This is a genomic window from Rathayibacter rathayi (assembly GCF_004011095.1).
Taxonomy (GTDB): domain Bacteria; phylum Actinomycetota; class Actinomycetes; order Actinomycetales; family Microbacteriaceae; genus Rathayibacter; species Rathayibacter rathayi.
Genome location: NZ_CP028129.1, coordinates 2,353,674 through 2,369,738 on the forward strand (window position 1 = coordinate 2,353,674; position 16,065 = coordinate 2,369,738).

The following is a 16,065-nucleotide window of genomic DNA, read 5'->3' on the forward strand; positions in this document are numbered from 1 at the left end:
ATGTCATGGAGAAGCTCATGCTCACTCCGGAGGAAGTCGCGGACGCGCTCGGTGTGGGCCGTTCGACCGTCTACGACCTGATGCGGCTCAAGATCCTGCCGAGCGTCCGCATCGGCCGCTCGCGTCGCGTCCGTGTGGAGGATCTCCGTGCCTACGTGGGAACGCTCATGGAAGCCCCGGTGCCGCAGTGAGCAAGCGCGCCAACGGCGAGGGCTCGGTCTACCAGCGGAAGGACGGTCGTTGGAGTGGGGCGACGTACGTCCTGCAACCCGATGGAGGACGCCGTCGCCGGCAGGTCTACGGCGCCACTCGCACGGAGGTCTCCAAGCAGCTCGCGGAGTTGAAGGCGAAGACCGACCGGGGCATCCCGGCCTCGATCAGCACGTGGACGGTCGAGAGCTACTCCGCGCACTGGCTCGCGAACACCGCGCACGGCTCGTTGAAGCCCGCGACAGTGGCGAATTACTCGTGGATGATGCGGAAGCACATCGTGCCCGCGCTCGGTCGTGTGCGCCTCGACAGCCTCACCCCGGCTCACGTCCGCGAGCTGCACACGAAGGTCGGCGCGGCCGGCGTCTCCTCTCGTACGGTCCAGCTCGCCCATGCGGTACTCCGCACGATGCTCTCCGAGGCCATGCGCGAACAGGTCGTGGCTCGGAACGTGGCGTCGCTCGTCCGAACCCCGCGCGTCGAGAGGACGGACGTGTCTCCCTGGACGCCAGACGAGGCCGCGGCCTTCCTCGATGCGAACCGCGGGGATCAGTACGTCCATCTGTACTCGACCGCCCTCGCTCTCGGGATGCGGAAGGGCGAGCTGCTGGCGCTCCGCTGGGCCGACGTGGACCTCGATGCCCGGGAACTCCGCGTGCGCCAGACCGTCCAGCGTCTCGGAGCCGGTCAGGGCATGGTCATCGGCACCCCCAAGACCGCCCGCTCACGCCGGACGATCCCGCTCCCCCAGCTCGCGATCGACTCCCTCATGGCTCGTCGACGAGCGCAGCTCGTCGATCAACAGCTCGCCGCCGACCGATGGACCGACAACGGCCTCGTGTTCACGACCAGCATTGGCACCATCATCGAGCCGACCAACCTCCGACGGAGCTTCGATGCGGCCATCGCGCGGGCAGGTGTCCGCCGCATCCGGTTCCACGATCTGCGGCACACGTGCGCCTCGCTCCTGCTCGCCGAGGGTGTGCCCATGCGCGTCGTGATGGAGATCCTCGGTCACTCGGCGATGGCGATCACCTCCGACATCTACTCGCACGTGATGCCCTCGGCGCTGACGAACGCCGCGGCCGCCATCGACAAGGCGTTCACGAGGGCCGACTCATGACGGGGCCCGGTCCCTACGAAGCTGCGGAGAGCTACCGATGCGGTGAGATCAGCCGCGACGAACTCGTGCAGATCCTGACCACCTGGCGCTACGTCCCGGGCGAGCAGCGCACCGCCGGGCTCCACGACGACCTGCTCAACTTCGTCCCGGGCTCCTTCGACGAGGTCGAGGCGGCCTTCGACGGCGAACTCATCGACGGAGAACTCTACGACATCGCGCACGAAGCGCTGCGCTCCCAGATCGCGCCGCCGTGAGACGAGAACCGGGGCGTTGCTGTCGCGGTTGCTGTCAGTGCCCTCGCCCCGACCGTATTCGGCCCCATGAGGCCATCAGGTCGCTACTCCCAGATCCACGCAAAATGAGAGGAAAACCCCAGATGAAGCACCAGGAAAACGAAAACGGCCCGCCGAAGCGGGCCGTTCTGCTCTGTCTCAACCAGAGTGCGCCCGGAGGGATTCGAACCCCCAACCTTCTGATCCGTAGTCAGATGCTCTATCCGTTGAGCTACGGGCGCAGACCATCGCGTAGCCCGGGAGCGCACGCAACGAGGTACGACTATACATGCCCCGATCGCCCATTGCGAATCGGTAGTGGCCTGCTGGGCGGCTCCTCACGGGACACCGGACTGGCGCCGAGACACGGGCCCCGCCGAGGAGCACGTCGGCGCCCGACGGAAGCGGCCTTCATACGGCGTACCGTTGCCATATGGAGGCCGCCGCGATCGAGCTCGTGAGCTTCGTCGTCTCTCCGCTGCACCGCTACGAAGGCCGTCCCACCGATGACCCCCTCCCCTTCGAGGGGAACGAACGACCCGAGCGGATCGAGATCCGCGCCGGCCTGGGCATTGTCGGCGACCGCTTCTTCGCCCAGCGCGCGCACCGCCCCGCCGCCGTCACGCTCTTCGCGATCGAAACCCTCGAGCACATCGCCGCCGAGCTCGCCGCAGGGCCCTTCGACCCCGCCGACACCCGCCGCAACATCATCGTCCGCGGCGCCGATGTCGATGCGCTCGCAGGCCGTACCTTCGCGATCGAGCAGGGCGAGGAGCGGATCGAGTTCCAGGGTGGACGTCCGGCGAACCCCTGCGCCTGGATGGACGTCGTGCTCGCTCCCGGGGCATTCCACGCGATGCGCAGGCGTGGCGGCGTCCGGACGTCTCCCCTCACCAATGGCGTCCTCCACAGCGGCCCGGCACGGCTGATCCTCCACAGATCGGACGACATGCTGATCTGAGCCCCGCGGGAACCGCCTAGGCTCACACCGTCCAGCACCCCGAAAGAAGGAGGCCCTCGTGCTCCGTCCGAGCGACCTCCTTCCCACGTTGACAACGACGCTCCGACGCGGAGTCCGCGACGTCTTCGCGACCACGCGCTCCCGCGAACGGGATCCGCACCGTCGCACCCGCAGCACCGACGTCTCGGTCCAGCGCGTGCATCACCGCGATGTCTGGGCCAGAGTGAGCACGGTCGGGCGCGACGGCGAGCGGACGTTCGTCCTCGTGCCGGGCATCGGAGTCGCAGCCACCTACTTCGAGCGGCTCGCGCCCGCCCTCAACGAGTTCGGTCCCGTGCACGCCCTCGATCTGCCCGGCTTCGGCGGCGTGCCGCACCCGGTCGATGCGCGGCGCATGGACATCGGCGGCTACGCCGAGCTGGTCGGCGCGGTCATTGACGAGCTCGGTCTCGATGATCCCGTCGTGCTCGGCCACTCGATGGGTACCCAGGTCGTGGCCGAGCTCGCCGCCCGGCGTCCCGAGCTGACCACCATCGTCCTGCTCGGCCCCGTGATAAACCGGCATGAGCGCCGCGTCCCGATTGCCGCCCTACGCTTCGCTCAATCGAGCGTCCGCGAGCCGCTGAAAGTCGCGATCCTCGCTGTCGGCGCCTACCTCCTTTGCGGACCGCGCTGGTTCTCGAGAGTGCTGCCCGAGATGATGCAGTACCGGATCGAGGACACCGTTCCCCACATCCGTGCATCCGCCCTCGTCATCCGCGGCGAGTTCGACCGGCTCGTTCCGCGCGAGTGGGCGGAGGAGATCGCTCGCGCAATTCCACACGCGCGGGCATGGGAGATCCCTGACGCCTCCCACTCCGTGATGCACGCGCATGCGGAGGAGGTCGCGCGGCTATGCGTCGAGCATGCGCGCGCACCGCAGCCCGACCGCGACGAGGCGGCCTTGCGCCGCTACCCCGACGCGGAGATCGACCGCTCCGAGGAAGACGCACCGACCGAGGACCCGCTCGGCGCGATCCGGGGCCGCATCACTGAGCTCGCCGGTATCCTCGTCGACGACGACTCCCTGATCGCCGAGGGCAAGACGCTCCATGCCGAGGCAAGCGACCCCGCAGCCCTGCACCAGGTCGCTCCCGATCCAGGCGACGGCGAGCTGGTCGGCGGCAAGCAGGTTGAGGGCGGCGGACCGACACGAGACGGACCCGCACGCGGCGAACCCATGCAGGAGGACGGACGCGGCGGCTGAAGCCCACCCGTCAGGGCTCCGCGCCCACGATTTCCTCACGGATGCGGCGCAGGTCCTCGGCGAGCGCCCCCAACAGGATCCAGTGCTGCGGGTGCGGGTTCGCGATCACGAGCGGGGCCGTGAGAGCGGGCAGCTCATCGGTGATCGTTTCCGGTTCCGGCACGGCGACCGAGGACTGCACCAGCAGTCGCAGGTCGTGGGCGGCCCGATGCAGCTGCACAGCGATGTCGGCGATCGTCGGCTCGGCGACCAGCTCGTCGTCGTACAGGTCGTGCACGGTCCGTGACATGCCGCGCACCCGAGTCACGATGCGTGCGAGGCGGGGCACGACCGAGTGCAGAGCGAGGAGCCGGTCGCGGTGGGCAGAGCGGCGCGGATTGAGCCGGAGCGACTCCTCGCCGGTCGCGATCGCCTCCTCAGCCTTGCTCTGCATGGTCTGCAGGAGTCGCGCGTTGATCAGCAGCTCGTCGAGCCGACGGCGTGGAACGGGCTTCTGGAGGGCGTTGGCGAGGTCGTCGAGCGCGGCCGCGAGCTGCGCCGTGAGGTCGCCGATCGCCCGCTCGGCCGGCGCGAGCACGACAGGAGGCACGATGAGGACGTTGATGACGACTCCGACCGCCGCGCCGAGAAGCGTCTCGAGAATGCGGTCGAGCGCGTAGTTCGGCGTGACCGCGCCGACAGAGAGCACGAGCATCGCGCTGATCGGGATCTGCACCGCGGAGGCTGGAGTCAGCCGGACGACCCATCCGACGGCGATCGCGGCCACGATTGCGAGCAGCACGATGATGCTCTCACCGCCGAACACGGTGCCGATCACCGATCCCACAATCACTCCGATGATGACGCCGACCGAGCGCTCGAGTGCCTTTGAGAACGACTGATTGATGCTCGGCGCGACGACCAGCAGAGCCGCGATCGCACCGAAGACCGGGAGGGTTCCCGGGAAGACGACGGTCGCGACGAGCCAGGTGACCGCGGTGGCCGCCGCCGTCTTGACCAGCTGAAGCACCGGCGGCCGGGTCGGCACGGTGAAGCTCGACGTCAAGCGCATGGGTCCACGGTAGCGAGCGCCCGCCTCAGCGCGACACGCTGTCTCACCAGCGCCGCATGTCGAGCGCATCCTCGATCGGCTTCCGCAGCGCGAGCGCGACTTCCTCGAAGCGATGGCAGAGCTGCCCGCGGACGACAGGACCCTGTCCACCATCGCGAACGAGGAGGGAGTCGCGAAGCCTACTGACGCCGGGACCACCTCTCAGCGACTGGACCGAGTGCGCGGAATCATCAAGCGCGGCCCTCGATACAGCTTCCGCCACCGTGCCGTCGAAGCATTCTTGACGACGGAGTGGCCGACGGTCGACGACTCCTGAGAACGCCTTCTCGAGGAACTCTTCAACCGCTTGTGATCGCGCCGGCGGCCCGCAAGACGGTGTTGCCGTCTGCGCCCCTCGGCCACTACCTGAGGCCCCCCACTTCCGCGTCATTCCGGGGAAGTAGGGGGCCTCACAGTGGCGGTACCGGTGGGATTTGAACCCACGGTGGACGCAAGCCCACACATGTTTTCGAGACATGCTCCTTCGGCCGCTCGGACACGGTACCGGGGTCGAGTGTACGCGACGGCCCGAAATCGCGCCAATCGAGCGGAGTGACCGCGGTCAGTCGGGAACCAGGAAGTCGAGCACGCGGTTCCACTCCGGGATCGCGAGCAAGTGGCCGCGGCCGACGATGACGTCGAGGCGGGAATCAGGCAGGCGGGCAGCATACCACTCGGCGTGGAGGCGCCCGGCGACTGCGTCCTCGGCGCCGTAGAGGAGCAAGGCGGGCGATGCGGCGGATTCGACGGCGAAGCCCCAGTCCTGCACCCCGTATCCGACAAGATCGGCTGCCAGGCCGACGGTGCCCTGGGCGACGGCACGCTCGAGCATGCGCGAGAGGCGTTCGCGGACGCCGGCGGCCTCGAGCACCGCGGCATCTGCGTCTCCTGAGCCGAGCATGCCGAGCAGCGCGTCGACGCCGGGGACCGTCCCGAATGCGGCCTCGAGGGTGCGGGCGAGCGAGCGGACGGCCTCGTCGAGCGGGAGGGCGGCGAGGCGCGCGAGTTCGGCACGGTTCTGCTCGCCGACCCACGGCACGGCGTCATCGGGAGCGGGCGTCGCGACGACGGCGACTCGCTCCACGAGGCCGGGGTAGTTCGCAGCGAGCGCCAGGGCGACACGGCCGCCCGCCGACCAGCCCGCCGCGGCGACGGAGGCGATACCGACGGTCGCGAGGTACTCGGCGATGTCGGCCGCGGCCTGCTCGGGGCTGGCGCCGGCGCCCGCTCCGGCGGGGTCGAGGTCGGTGAGGAGCGCGGAGGAGCCATAGCCAGGGCGGTCGAACGAGAGCAGGCGCACGCCGTGGCGCGCGGTCGCCTCGGGATCGGGATCGAAGTCCGACGAGCCGGGCGCTGGATGTGCCAGGACGACGACCCGTTCGCCGCCCTCGGGACCGGACCAGCACGCACCGAGAGGGCGGCCGGACTTGAGGACGTGGACTGTCGAGGGCATGCCATTAGTCTCCCGCAGACCTCCGACACTGACCGGGCGGCGCTTGGCGGAGTGATCTCCGTGGCGCGATCCTCGGCCGCCGACCGTCACCGCGGCACCGCTCCTCCACAGGCCGACTTAAACACGACTTCTCCCCAGATCTGGCGCGCCCGACATCCGACGTCGGTGGTCAAAGCTACTGTCGAAGACACGTTCGAACGAGCGGCAGTGTCGGGGGTCCCCCGTACCGTCCTGCTCGTCCCACCCCTTCGCCCGAAAGGACCTCATGGCCTCCTCAAAGACGCGCACCGCCGCGTACCGCTGCTCGGAGTGCGGCTGGACGACCGCCAAATGGGTAGGCCGGTGCGGCGAGTGCCAGCAGTGGGGCTCCGTGATCGAGAGCACCGAGCGCACAGGTCTGAGCCGCGCCGTCGCCGCGGTCGCTCCGTCGGCGGGGCGCGTCGCCCGCCCCATCACCGAGATCGAGACGACCTCGGCGGCGCATCGTCCGACGGGGGTTGGCGAGCTCGACCGCGTGCTCGGCGGCGGGATCGTCTCGGGCGCGGTCGTGCTGCTCTCGGGCGAGCCCGGCGTCGGCAAGTCGACCCTGCTGCTGGAGGTCGCGAGCAGGGCCGCCGCCGAGGGCCAGCGCGTCCTCTACGTCAGTGCGGAGGAGTCCGCCGCTCAGGTCCGCATGCGCGCGGAACGCACGGGCGCCATGCACGACAGCCTCTTCCTCGCGGCCGAGACCGATCTCGCCACCGTTCTCGGGCAGATCGACGAGGTCCGGCCGGACCTCCTCATCGTCGACTCGGTACAGACCGTCGCGAGCGACACCGTCGACGGCCTGCCCGGAGGCCCGAGTCAGGTACGGGAAGTGGCTGCCACCCTGATCCGAGTGTGCAAGGAGCGGGCGCTCCCCCTCGTGCTCGTCGGACATGTAACGAAGGACGGCTCCATCGCAGGGCCTCGCCTGCTCGAGCACCTTGTCGACGTGGTGTGCCACTTCGAAGGCGACCGGCAGACGGCGCTGCGCTTCGTCCGCTCCCTGAAGAATCGCTTTGGACCGACGGACGAGGTCGGCTGCTTCGAGATGACGGCCGAGGGCATTGCCGAGATCCCCGACCCAAGCGGACTGTTCCTCAGCCGCACCCGCTTCCCCACCCCGGGCATCTGCGTCACGGTCGCGATGGAGGGGCGCCGGGCGCTCCCCGTCGAGATCCAGGCGCTCGTGATCGCGAACGACGGCGAGCACCCCCGCCGGGTCACGAACGGCGTCGACGCATCCAGGGTCGCGATGATCCTCGCGGTCCTCGAGCGCCAGGCCGGCATCCCGCTGCGACGCTGTGACGTATACGTCTCCACCGTCGGTGGAGTAAAGCTGATGGAGCCGGCGGCCGACCTCGCGATCGCGGTCGCCATCGCCTCCGCCCACTCCTACACACCACTGCGGCCGGGGATCGCGGCGTTTGGCGAGATCAGCCTTTCTGGCGACATCCGCCCCGCGTCCGGAGCCAAGCAGCGCGCGGGAGAGGCAACCCGGCTCGGCCACTCCTCCCACCTCGACTCCAGCACGTTCACCCTCTCGAGCGCGATCACCCACGCGCTCGTCCCGGTCCCCGAGCGGATCCGGCCCGAACATGTTCCCGCACGCTGACCAGCGGCCGGATGGGCGCCGACCCCACGCATGCGCGCCTGTGAGTTCACGCTGGGAGCATCAGCGAACCGGCCGCTCCGGACGAGCCTCGACGCGCATCCGAGTGCGCGGCACTTGGGAGATCCCATCGCGCCTCCACCTACACGCCGCCCCCGCCACCTCCGCCGCCGCTCCCACCCGAGCTACCGCCGCCGCCCGCGCCGCCGCTCGTCGAACTGGACAAGGACCCGAGGTAGCTCGAGGCCGACGACGAGAAGGACGACACACTGCCCGCGAAGGCCGCCGCGTGAAATCCACTCGGTCCCGAAAACCAGACGGGATCCTCGCCGGTGTGCTCGTAGGCCGACGCGAGTTCGGCCGACCACTCCTTCTCGAGACCGAACAGCACAGCCACGGCAGCAGCCGCTCCGTCACCTCCATAATCTCGACCGGCCCGACGGAGCGCCGATCCGCTCCGCGGGGCGATTGCACCATCGCGATCCGGTCGGCCTCGGCCCGGCGAATGTGCAGCTCGAGCCCGCGCAGGTGGTCACGCAGCTCCGCTCCCGCGGCCATCAGCGGCACCCTGGACACCAGCACCACCCCGATGATCCCCACCGCGAGCCCCACCACCAACAGCACCAGCGGCAGCGGCCCACCGAAGGATCGGATCAGCAGCACGATCGCGCTGACGAACACGGCCAGCACACCGAGGAGCAGCACCGCGTTCACGGCGACACTCCCACCGACCGTCCCCGGCCACCTCAGCCCTGCCTCCGTCACTCGCCTGCCGAGCGCCGTCTGGAACGCCGCGACCTCCTCGCCGAACTCCTTGTCCTTCCCCGACAGCATCCGCACCGCACCCGGCACCCGGCCGACGGCGAGATCGAGGAAACGGGCGGTCGTCGGAGGAGAGGCTGGCGCCAGGCCGTGCCGTTCACGTCCCACGAGAACTCGTCCTCACCGCTTCTGGTGCCGGAGGCCGGAAGGGTCGTGTTGTGCTGGCTGTAGGTGAAACCGTAGGTCTGACTGCCGTTGACGAACTCGTCGGCCGCACTGGTGACAAGGAGGAAGCCGTCCTCCCGCTCCGTGTCGACAGGGCGCGGCGATCCGTTGCCGTCGGTGACTGTGACCAGATCGAGGTCGGTCGGGTGCCCCTCGTACTCGAGTGGGATCGCACGCTGCATGCCCCGGTTCTGCGCGGGCGGGAAGTCGGCGACGAAGGTCTCGACGGTAGTCAGCGTCGAGCGGCCCTCCGGATCGCGCTCAAGGCGGAAGTCTGCCGAGTACCCCGAGAAGCGGAAGTCATCGACCCCGCCGCGTACCACAGAAGCTACCGGCTGACTGGCGACGGGCTGACCCGAGACGGGGTGACGAGAGACGGGCTGACCCGAGGCGGGCTGAGCAGCTGTGCCCGCGACCAGGAGGGGAACGGCCAGAGCGAGCACCGCCGCTCGCCCCGCGAGCACCCCCGCCCGGCCGGCCGACGCGGACAGGACCGTGCCGAGCAGCCCCCACAGGGCACCGATGCTACGCCGCACTGCTCCTCCGGCACGTCCCCCCGGCGGGCTACCGGAGCAGGAACTGCGTTGGCGAGCCCGAGGCGATCCCCGCGACGGACACCGACAGGTTGTAAGCCGCGCCGCCCGCGGGGACCGCCTCGCGGCCACCCGAGCAAGTGTCGGCGGAGGAGCGGGTACGGTCCCAGGTCAGCCCACTGCCCGTCACTGAGCGGCCGGCCTGGAGGAGCACGGAGAGGTCGACGGCGCCGGTCTGGCAGTCGGTCGAGGTCCAGATCCGCTCGGACCCGCTGGTGATCGTGAAAACCTGCTTGCTGGTGCCCGCGTCGATCACGCAGTCGGTGCTCGAGGTGTTCGTCAGCGAGAGGGAGAGCTGCGGATCCTCGCCGGGCGCGTAGCTCGTCGCATCGGTGACCGCGGTGATGGCGACCGAGTCAGCCGTGCAGGCCGGAGCTGCGCCGGGCGTCGCTTGAGGCGTGGTCGTCGGGTAAAGCGTTGGCAGTGCGACGGTCGGTGTAGGGCTGGACGCGGAGTCGGACGCCCCCGCCCGAGGCAGCATCGCTACCACGACCGCCAGACCGGTCACGAGCACGACCAGCGCGAGCAGTACACCGGCGCGGCGTCGCCGGTAGACCCGGGAGGGCAGGCGGCGGGGCGGCGGAGTCATCGGGACAGGCTACGACGTGCCGGCGGTCACAGCGTCTTCAGCATGCGGGTGTTGCCGAGCGTGTTCGGCTTGACGCGAGCGAGATCGAGGAATTCGGCGACTCCCTCATCGGGTGAGCGGAGCAGCTCGGCGTAGACATCGGGATCGACGACCTTCTCGCCAATCGGCTCAAAGCCGTGCCTGGTGAAGAAGTCGACCTCGAAGGTGAGGCAGAACAGGCGCTTCAGGCCGAGCTCGCGGGCGTCATTCTCGAGGCGCTCCAGGATGTGGTGGCCGACCCCCTTGCCGAGCCAGTCCTGCGCGACCGCGAGGGTGCGCACCTCCGCGAGGTCGTCCCACATCACATGCAGCGCTCCACAGCCGATCGCCGCGCCGTCTCCGTCCTCGGCGATGCGGAACTCCTGAACAGCGCCGTACAGCACCACTCGGTCCTTGCCGAGGAGCACCCGCTCGTTCACGAGCGGCTCGCTCAGCTCCTGGATGAAAGGGACATCGCTCGTGCGCGCCCGGCGTACGGGGTACTTCCAATCGGCCATTCGACAAGCCTAGGCCGCGCCGCACCACAGACAGCGCCCGCTCGCCGCCCTCCCCCAGAAAGACAAAGCCTCGACCGACAAAGCCTCGAACGACAACGCCCGAAACGACAACTGCCCGCCCCCTCGTGGGAGGGGACGGGCACGAGTCGTTCCAGGCGCCGCTACGACATCAGGTCGGGCGTCGCCGGGCCGGCCGTCGCGGCTCCGGTGGACGCGCCGGCGCTGATCGAGATCAACCGCGGAGTGGTGGTGAACACGAAGCCGTTGTCGACGAAGTCCACATGGACGTGGTCGCCGGCACCGAGTTCGCCGTGCAGGATCCGCTCGGACAGCTGGTCCTCGATCTCGCGCTGGATGGCGCGGCGCAGGGGGCGCGCTCCGAGGGCCGGGTCGAACCCGACCTCGATCAGGCGCTCCTTGGCCGGCTGCGTCAGCTCGACCGTCATGTCGCGATCGAGCAGGCGGTCGCCGAGGCGCTTGATGAACAGGTCGACGATCTGCAGCAGCTCGGGCTTGGACAGCTGCGGGAAGACGATGACATCGTCCACGCGGTTGAGGAACTCGGGCTTGAAGTGCTTCTTGAGTTCCTCGTTGACCTTGCCGCGCATCCGGTCGTAGCCGGTCGCGGTGTCACCCTCGATCTGGAAGCCGACGGGACCACCGGCGATGTCACGAGCACCGAGGTTGGTGGTCATGATGATGACGGTGTTCTTGAAGTCGACGACACGGCCCTGACCGTCGGTCAGGCGTCCCTCCTCCAGGATCTGCAGGAGCGAGTTGAAGATGTCCGGGTGCGCCTTCTCGATCTCGTCGAAGAGGACCACGCTGAACGGCTTGCGGCGCACCTTCTCGGTGAGCTGGCCGCCTTCCTCGAAGCCGACGAACCCGGGAGGGGCGCCGAACAGCCGCGAGACGGTGTGCTTCTCGCCGTATTCCGACATGTCGAGCGAGATCATCGCATTCTCATCATCGAAGAGGAACTCGGCGAGCGCCTTGGCCAGCTCGGTCTTTCCGACGCCGGTGGGGCCGGCGAAGATGAACGAGCCGGAGGGGCGCTTGGGGTCCTTGAGGCCGGCACGGGTACGGCGAATGGTGCGGGAGAGTGCCGCGATGGCCTCCTCCTGACCGATGACGCGCTGGTGCAGAGCCTTCTCCATGAAGACGAGCCGCGAGGACTCCTCCTCGGTGAGCTTGAAGACCGGAATGCCCGTCGCCTGGGCGAGGACCTCGGCGATCAGGCCCTCGTCGACCACGCCGGTGGCCTTGACGTCGCCAGTCTTCCACTGCTTCTCGAGGCGTAGGCGCTCACCGAGCAGCTGCTTCTCCTCGTCGCGGAGCGAGGCGGCCTTCTCGAAGTCCTGGTCCTCGATCGCGGCCTCCTTGGCCGCGCGAACGACGGCGATGCGCTCGTCGAAGTCGCGCAACTCCGGCGGCGCCGAAAGGATCGAGAGGCGCAGGCGGGCGCCGGCCTCATCAATCAGGTCGATCGCCTTGTCGGGGAGGAAGCGGTCGCTGATGTAGCGATCCGCCAGGTTGGCCGCCGAGACGATCGCGCCGTCCGTGATGGACACCTTGTGGTGCGCCTCGTAGCGGTCGCGCAGCCCCTTAAGGATGTTGATCGTGTGCGGCAACGACGGCTCCGCGACCTGGATCGGCTGGAAGCGGCGCTCGAGCGCGGCGTCCTTCTCGAAGTGCTTGCGGTACTCATCGAGCGTGGTCGCGCCGATGGTCTGCAACTCACCGCGGGCGAGCAGAGGCTTGAGGATGGAGGCGGCGTCGATCGCGCCCTCTGCGGCCCCTGCGCCGACGAGGGTGTGGATCTCGTCGATGAAGGTGATGATGTCGCCGCGGGTGCGGATCTCCTTCGTGACCTTCTTCAGGCGCTCCTCGAAGTCGCCGCGGTAGCGGGACCCGGCGATGAGCGAGCCGAGGTCGAGCGTGTAGAGCTGCTTGTCCTTGAGCGTCTCGGGCACGTCGCCGCGCACGATCGCCTGGGCGAGACCCTCGACGACGGCGGTCTTGCCGACGCCAGGCTCGCCGATCAGGACGGGGTTGTTCTTGGAGCGGCGGGAGAGGATCTGCATGACCCGCTCGATCTCCTTCTCGCGCCCGATGACCGGGTCGAGCTTGTTGTCGCGCGCCGCCTGCGTGAGGTTGCGTCCGAACTGGTCGAGGATCTGCGAGCCTCCCTGAGGCTGCTGCTGCTCACCGCCCACGGCGACCTGCTCCTTGCCCTGGTAGCCGGAGAGCAGCTGGATGACCTGCTGGCGCACGCGGTTCAGGTCGGCGCCGAGCTTGACCAGCACCTGGGCCGCAACACCCTCGCCCTCGCGGATGAGGCCGAGCAGAATGTGCTCGGTACCGATGTAGTTGTGGCCGAGCTGCAGCGCTTCGCGCAGGGACAGCTCGAGGACCTTCTTCGCCCGCGGCGTGAAGGGGATGTGGCCGGTCGGCTGCTGCTGCCCCTGGCCGATGATGTCTTGCACCTGCTCGCGCACCGCGTCGAGCGAGATGCCGAGGGATTCGAGCGCCTTGGCGGCGACTCCCTCACCCTCGTGGATCAGGCCCAGCAGGATGTGCTCCGTGCCGATGTAGTTGTGATTGAGCATCTTGGCCTCTTCCTGGGCCAGGACGACGACGCGCCGCGCGCGATCGGTAAATCTCTCGAACATGCTGTCACTCCCTACAGAACCCGCAGGGGTGGGCTCCGATACGTCGACTGTAGCCAGCGCTCCCCTCGGTGCGGAGGGCTGTTCGCCCTGGGCGTGCAGGGGGCGAGGAAGAAGAGCGTCCAACTGGCGGAACCGGCAGGACACGACACGTTTGCGGCGGCAGGAGAGTCTGCGCCACGATGACCGAGCACCCTTACAGTGAGGGGGCCTCGACACTCTGTGAGGATGCACCACATGACAGCACACCCACGCCCCTTCCGCGCCGCAGCCCTGGCCGCAGCAGCCCTCGGTCTCGTCCTCGCCACCGCGGCTCCGGCGTTGGCCGCCCCCGCCTCCGACCCGGCCACCGCCGAGGACATCCTCCAGTACAACGGCGGCGGGATCACCGTCGACGCCGGTCCCGCCTACGCGGGCTACGACGTGTTCGTCCAGGCGCAGCTGCCCAGCTCGGCTACCGGCTCGGGCGGCACCTGGACGCTGCAGAAGACGTCACTGGACGCCGAGGGCTCAGCCCGAGTCATCAACCTGGCGGGTCCGGTGAATCTGTACTTCTTCAGCCCGAGCGCGGTCACGCCCTCGCTGGAGCTGCCGCCACCGAACGCGACGGCGGCGATCTACCGCGGCCAGGAGGTCGCGTACACCGTCGACCCGGCCGCCGGAACCGCCGTCCTCGAGGGCGACGTGCCGACGGCTGTCGCGCCCGCTCTGCGCGACTACCAGACCTACATCACGCCGTTCACGCTCGCCGACGTCGCGCCAGCGACCTACACGAAGGGCGAGCCCTTCGACCTCACCTTCTCGAACCTCTCCTGGTTCGGCGAGAACGACCTCGACGGACTCTCGACCAGCGTGGTGATCTACTCCGACCCGACCACGCTCGGCACGCCGACGATCACCGACGCTGCCGTGACCCAGACCATCGGCGCCGAGTGGACGAGCGACCCGCACACCGTCGCCCTGATGGACTCCTACGGCCGGATTCTCGCCGTCGCGACGCTCGACGGCGGAGCGGCCGCTGAGGCGACCCCGGCCGCCACTGCGACCGAGACACCCGTGGCCACGGTCCCCGTCGCCGACACCGTCTCGAAGGCGACCACGGCCCAACCCCACCTCGCCGAGACCGGAGTCGAGGCGGGCGGACTCGCCCTCGTCGCCGCCGCGCTGTTCCTGGCCGGAGCCGGCGGACTCGTCGTGGCGCGTCGCCGCCGCGCGAGCGCCTGAGGCATCGGAACGTGACTGACGGAACGGGCGGACCGGGGAGCACCTCCCCCGGCTCGCCCGTTCCTGCGCCCGGCCCGGCGAGCACGAGGCGGATCCTCGGCGCGGTCGCCGTGTCGGTGCTCGTTCCGGGACTGGGGCACCGTCTCCTCGGCGCGCGCCGGTCGGGCACGACGCGCCTGGGCATCGCGGCAACCGTAGTCGTCGGCGTCCTCGTCCTGGGCGGCGCCATCGCCTCCGATCCGTCACTGCTCGTGCGACTGGCCACCGATCCGACCGCTGTCGCCGTCGCCGGCGGTCTCGGGGCCGCCCTCGGCCTCTTCTGGCTCTCGGGCCCCGTCGCAGCGGCGTTGATCGCCCGTCCTCCTCGGCGGGCGCGAGTAGCACTCGCCCTCGTCACCGCGCTCGCGGCGGCCGTCCCGCTCGCGGGAACCGCCTGGTGGACGTCGACCGCCTTCGCTCAGCACGACCTGCTCACGTCCGTGTTCGCCGCAGGCCGAGGGCCGGCGCCGGTCGACGGACGCTACAACATCCTCGTGATGGGTCTGGACGCGGATCCGATCCGCGACCAGATCCTCCTCCCCGATTCGCTCACTCTCGTGAGCATCGACGCCGTCACCGGCCGCACCGTCCTCTTCGGCATTCCGCGCACCGCGTCGAACTACCGCTACCCCGAGGGGTCCGCCCTGGCCCGGGCTCTGCCCGAGGGCACCCGGTGCCTCGTCGGCTGCGGGGTGAACCACCTCTACCACTACGGAGCGACGCATCCGGAGCTCTACCCGGACGACCCGGATCCGGGCGCCGCCGCCCTGCGCGACGCCGTCGCGGGATACACCGGCCTGCCCGTCTCGGCCACCGTCTCGATCCGGATGACCGGCTTCATCGACCTCGTCGATGCGCTGGGCGGAGTCTCGGTGATCAACACCCGCCCCGTGCTGCAAGCGGGAGTGCCTGACGACGGCAGCGGGCGTCCGGTCGAGTACGGGCCGCCGATCCCTGCCGGTCTCCAACACCTCGACGGCTCCGAGGCTCTGTGGTTCGCCCGATCGCGGGTGAACACCTCCGACGCCGACCGCTCGGAACGCCAAGCCTGCCTCCAGGCGGCGCTGTTCCGCCAGGTCGACCCGCTGACCGTACTGACCCGCTTCACCGCGATCGCCCGTTCCGGCTCCGAGAACGTTGCGACCAGCCTCCCGACGAGTGCGCTGCCGGCACTGGCCCGGCTCGCGGAGGTGGCGCGCACCCACCCCTTCATCCGTGTCGAGCTCGGGGAACCGCTGACGCTGCCGGAGCAGCCCGACACCGCCCTGGTGCAGCGCACGGTGGCGACGGCGATCGCAGGCGGCGACGATTCCGATGCGAGGCAGATCAGTGTTCCCGACCCGGAGACGCCGATGAGCGGACCCGCGGTCTCGTCGCCGCAGGCCGAGGCGGCTTCCGAGCCGGCCTGCACCGTTCCCTGACCGGTCGAGAGTCCATGCG

The 16,065-nt window shown here is 69.5% G+C and carries 15 protein-coding genes and 2 tRNA genes; 9 read left to right on the forward strand and 8 right to left on the reverse strand.

Going from position 1 to position 16,065, the window contains the following annotated elements; all coding sequences use genetic code 11:
* The first annotated feature begins 5 nt into the window (after positions 1-5).
* The 3 genes from C1O28_RS11330 to C1O28_RS11340 are packed head-to-tail and all read left to right on the forward strand — an operon-like array spanning position 6 to position 1,587.
* Positions 6-191: a helix-turn-helix domain-containing protein gene (locus tag C1O28_RS11330; protein ID WP_068208082.1), complete on the forward strand. Its 186-nt coding sequence runs from the start codon at positions 6-8 to the stop codon at positions 189-191.
* Positions 188-1,333: a tyrosine-type recombinase/integrase gene (locus tag C1O28_RS11335; RefSeq protein WP_097167436.1), complete on the forward strand. Its 1,146-nt coding sequence runs from the start codon at positions 188-190 to the stop codon at positions 1,331-1,333. The genes C1O28_RS11330 and C1O28_RS11335 overlap by 4 nt, the downstream gene beginning before the upstream one ends.
* On the forward strand, positions 1,330-1,587 hold the full coding sequence (locus tag C1O28_RS11340) for a hypothetical protein (RefSeq protein ID WP_097167435.1): 258 nt from the start codon (positions 1,330-1,332) through the stop codon (positions 1,585-1,587). The genes C1O28_RS11335 and C1O28_RS11340 overlap by 4 nt, the downstream gene beginning before the upstream one ends.
* 187 nt (positions 1,588-1,774) lie before the next feature.
* Here the strand turns inward: C1O28_RS11340 and C1O28_RS11345 are convergent.
* Positions 1,775-1,847: transfer RNA gene (locus tag C1O28_RS11345), tRNA-Arg, on the reverse strand.
* Between the two features lie 191 nt (positions 1,848-2,038).
* Between C1O28_RS11345 and C1O28_RS11350 the strand changes: the two genes are divergently transcribed.
* Both C1O28_RS11350 and C1O28_RS11355 read left to right on the forward strand, forming a co-directional pair.
* Positions 2,039-2,566, forward strand: coding sequence for an MOSC domain-containing protein (locus C1O28_RS11350; protein WP_097167434.1), 528 nt, complete (start codon positions 2,039-2,041; stop codon positions 2,564-2,566).
* A 58-nt stretch (positions 2,567-2,624) separates the two neighbouring features.
* Positions 2,625-3,812 carry an alpha/beta fold hydrolase gene (locus C1O28_RS11355; RefSeq protein ID WP_097167433.1) on the forward strand — a complete coding sequence of 396 codons (1,188 nt, stop codon included), beginning with the start codon at positions 2,625-2,627 and terminating at the stop codon, positions 3,810-3,812.
* A 10-nt stretch (positions 3,813-3,822) separates the two neighbouring features.
* Here the strand turns inward: C1O28_RS11355 and C1O28_RS11360 are convergent, their stop codons facing one another.
* A complete protein-coding gene (locus C1O28_RS11360) occupies positions 3,823-4,863 on the reverse strand; it encodes an FUSC family protein (RefSeq protein ID WP_097167432.1) in 1,041 nt (346 codons plus the stop codon).
* A 112-nt stretch (positions 4,864-4,975) separates the two neighbouring features.
* Here C1O28_RS11360 and C1O28_RS11365 point away from each other — a divergent pair, with 112 nt between their 5' ends.
* Positions 4,976-5,179, forward strand: coding sequence for a hypothetical protein (locus C1O28_RS11365; RefSeq protein ID WP_181025726.1), 204 nt, complete (start codon positions 4,976-4,978; stop codon positions 5,177-5,179).
* Between the two features lie 139 nt (positions 5,180-5,318).
* On the opposite strand, the gene C1O28_RS11370 is transcribed toward C1O28_RS11365, so the two are convergent.
* A tRNA-Ser gene (locus C1O28_RS11370) sits at positions 5,319-5,408 on the reverse strand.
* Between the two features lie 56 nt (positions 5,409-5,464).
* The gene (locus C1O28_RS11375) at positions 5,465-6,355 is read right to left on the reverse strand and encodes an alpha/beta fold hydrolase (protein WP_097167431.1); all 891 of its coding nucleotides are present in this window, start codon (positions 6,353-6,355) and stop codon (positions 5,465-5,467) included.
* 265 nt (positions 6,356-6,620) lie between these two features.
* Between C1O28_RS11375 and radA the strand changes: the two genes are divergently transcribed.
* Positions 6,621-7,991, forward strand: a complete 1,371-nt coding sequence (gene radA / locus C1O28_RS11380) for a DNA repair protein RadA (protein WP_097167430.1) — start codon at positions 6,621-6,623, stop codon at positions 7,989-7,991.
* A 758-nt stretch (positions 7,992-8,749) separates the two neighbouring features.
* On the opposite strand, the gene C1O28_RS11385 is transcribed toward radA, so the two are convergent.
* From C1O28_RS11385 to C1O28_RS11400, 4 genes are all read right to left on the reverse strand, one after another.
* Positions 8,750-9,511 (reverse strand): hypothetical protein, encoded by a 762-nt coding sequence (locus C1O28_RS11385; RefSeq protein WP_097167429.1) that lies wholly within the window; start codon positions 9,509-9,511, stop codon positions 8,750-8,752.
* Between the two features lie 28 nt (positions 9,512-9,539).
* The gene (locus C1O28_RS11390; protein ID WP_097167428.1) at positions 9,540-10,157 is read right to left on the reverse strand and encodes a hypothetical protein; all 618 of its coding nucleotides are present in this window, start codon (positions 10,155-10,157) and stop codon (positions 9,540-9,542) included.
* Between the two features lie 26 nt (positions 10,158-10,183).
* A complete protein-coding gene (locus C1O28_RS11395; protein WP_097167427.1) occupies positions 10,184-10,693 on the reverse strand; it encodes an amino-acid N-acetyltransferase in 510 nt (169 codons plus the stop codon).
* Between the two features lie 161 nt (positions 10,694-10,854).
* Positions 10,855-13,365, reverse strand: coding sequence for an ATP-dependent Clp protease ATP-binding subunit (locus C1O28_RS11400; protein ID WP_097167426.1), 2,511 nt, complete (start codon positions 13,363-13,365; stop codon positions 10,855-10,857).
* A 234-nt stretch (positions 13,366-13,599) separates the two neighbouring features.
* On the opposite strand from C1O28_RS11400, the gene C1O28_RS15725 reads away from it, so the two are divergent.
* Positions 13,600-14,586: an LPXTG cell wall anchor domain-containing protein gene (locus C1O28_RS15725; RefSeq protein WP_097167425.1), complete on the forward strand. Its 987-nt coding sequence runs from the start codon at positions 13,600-13,602 to the stop codon at positions 14,584-14,586.
* A gap of 11 nt (positions 14,587-14,597) precedes the next feature.
* Positions 14,598-16,046 carry an LCP family protein gene (locus tag C1O28_RS11410; RefSeq protein WP_127821509.1) on the forward strand — a complete coding sequence of 483 codons (1,449 nt, stop codon included), beginning with the start codon at positions 14,598-14,600 and terminating at the stop codon, positions 16,044-16,046.
* The last annotated feature ends 19 nt before the right edge of the window (positions 16,047-16,065 follow it).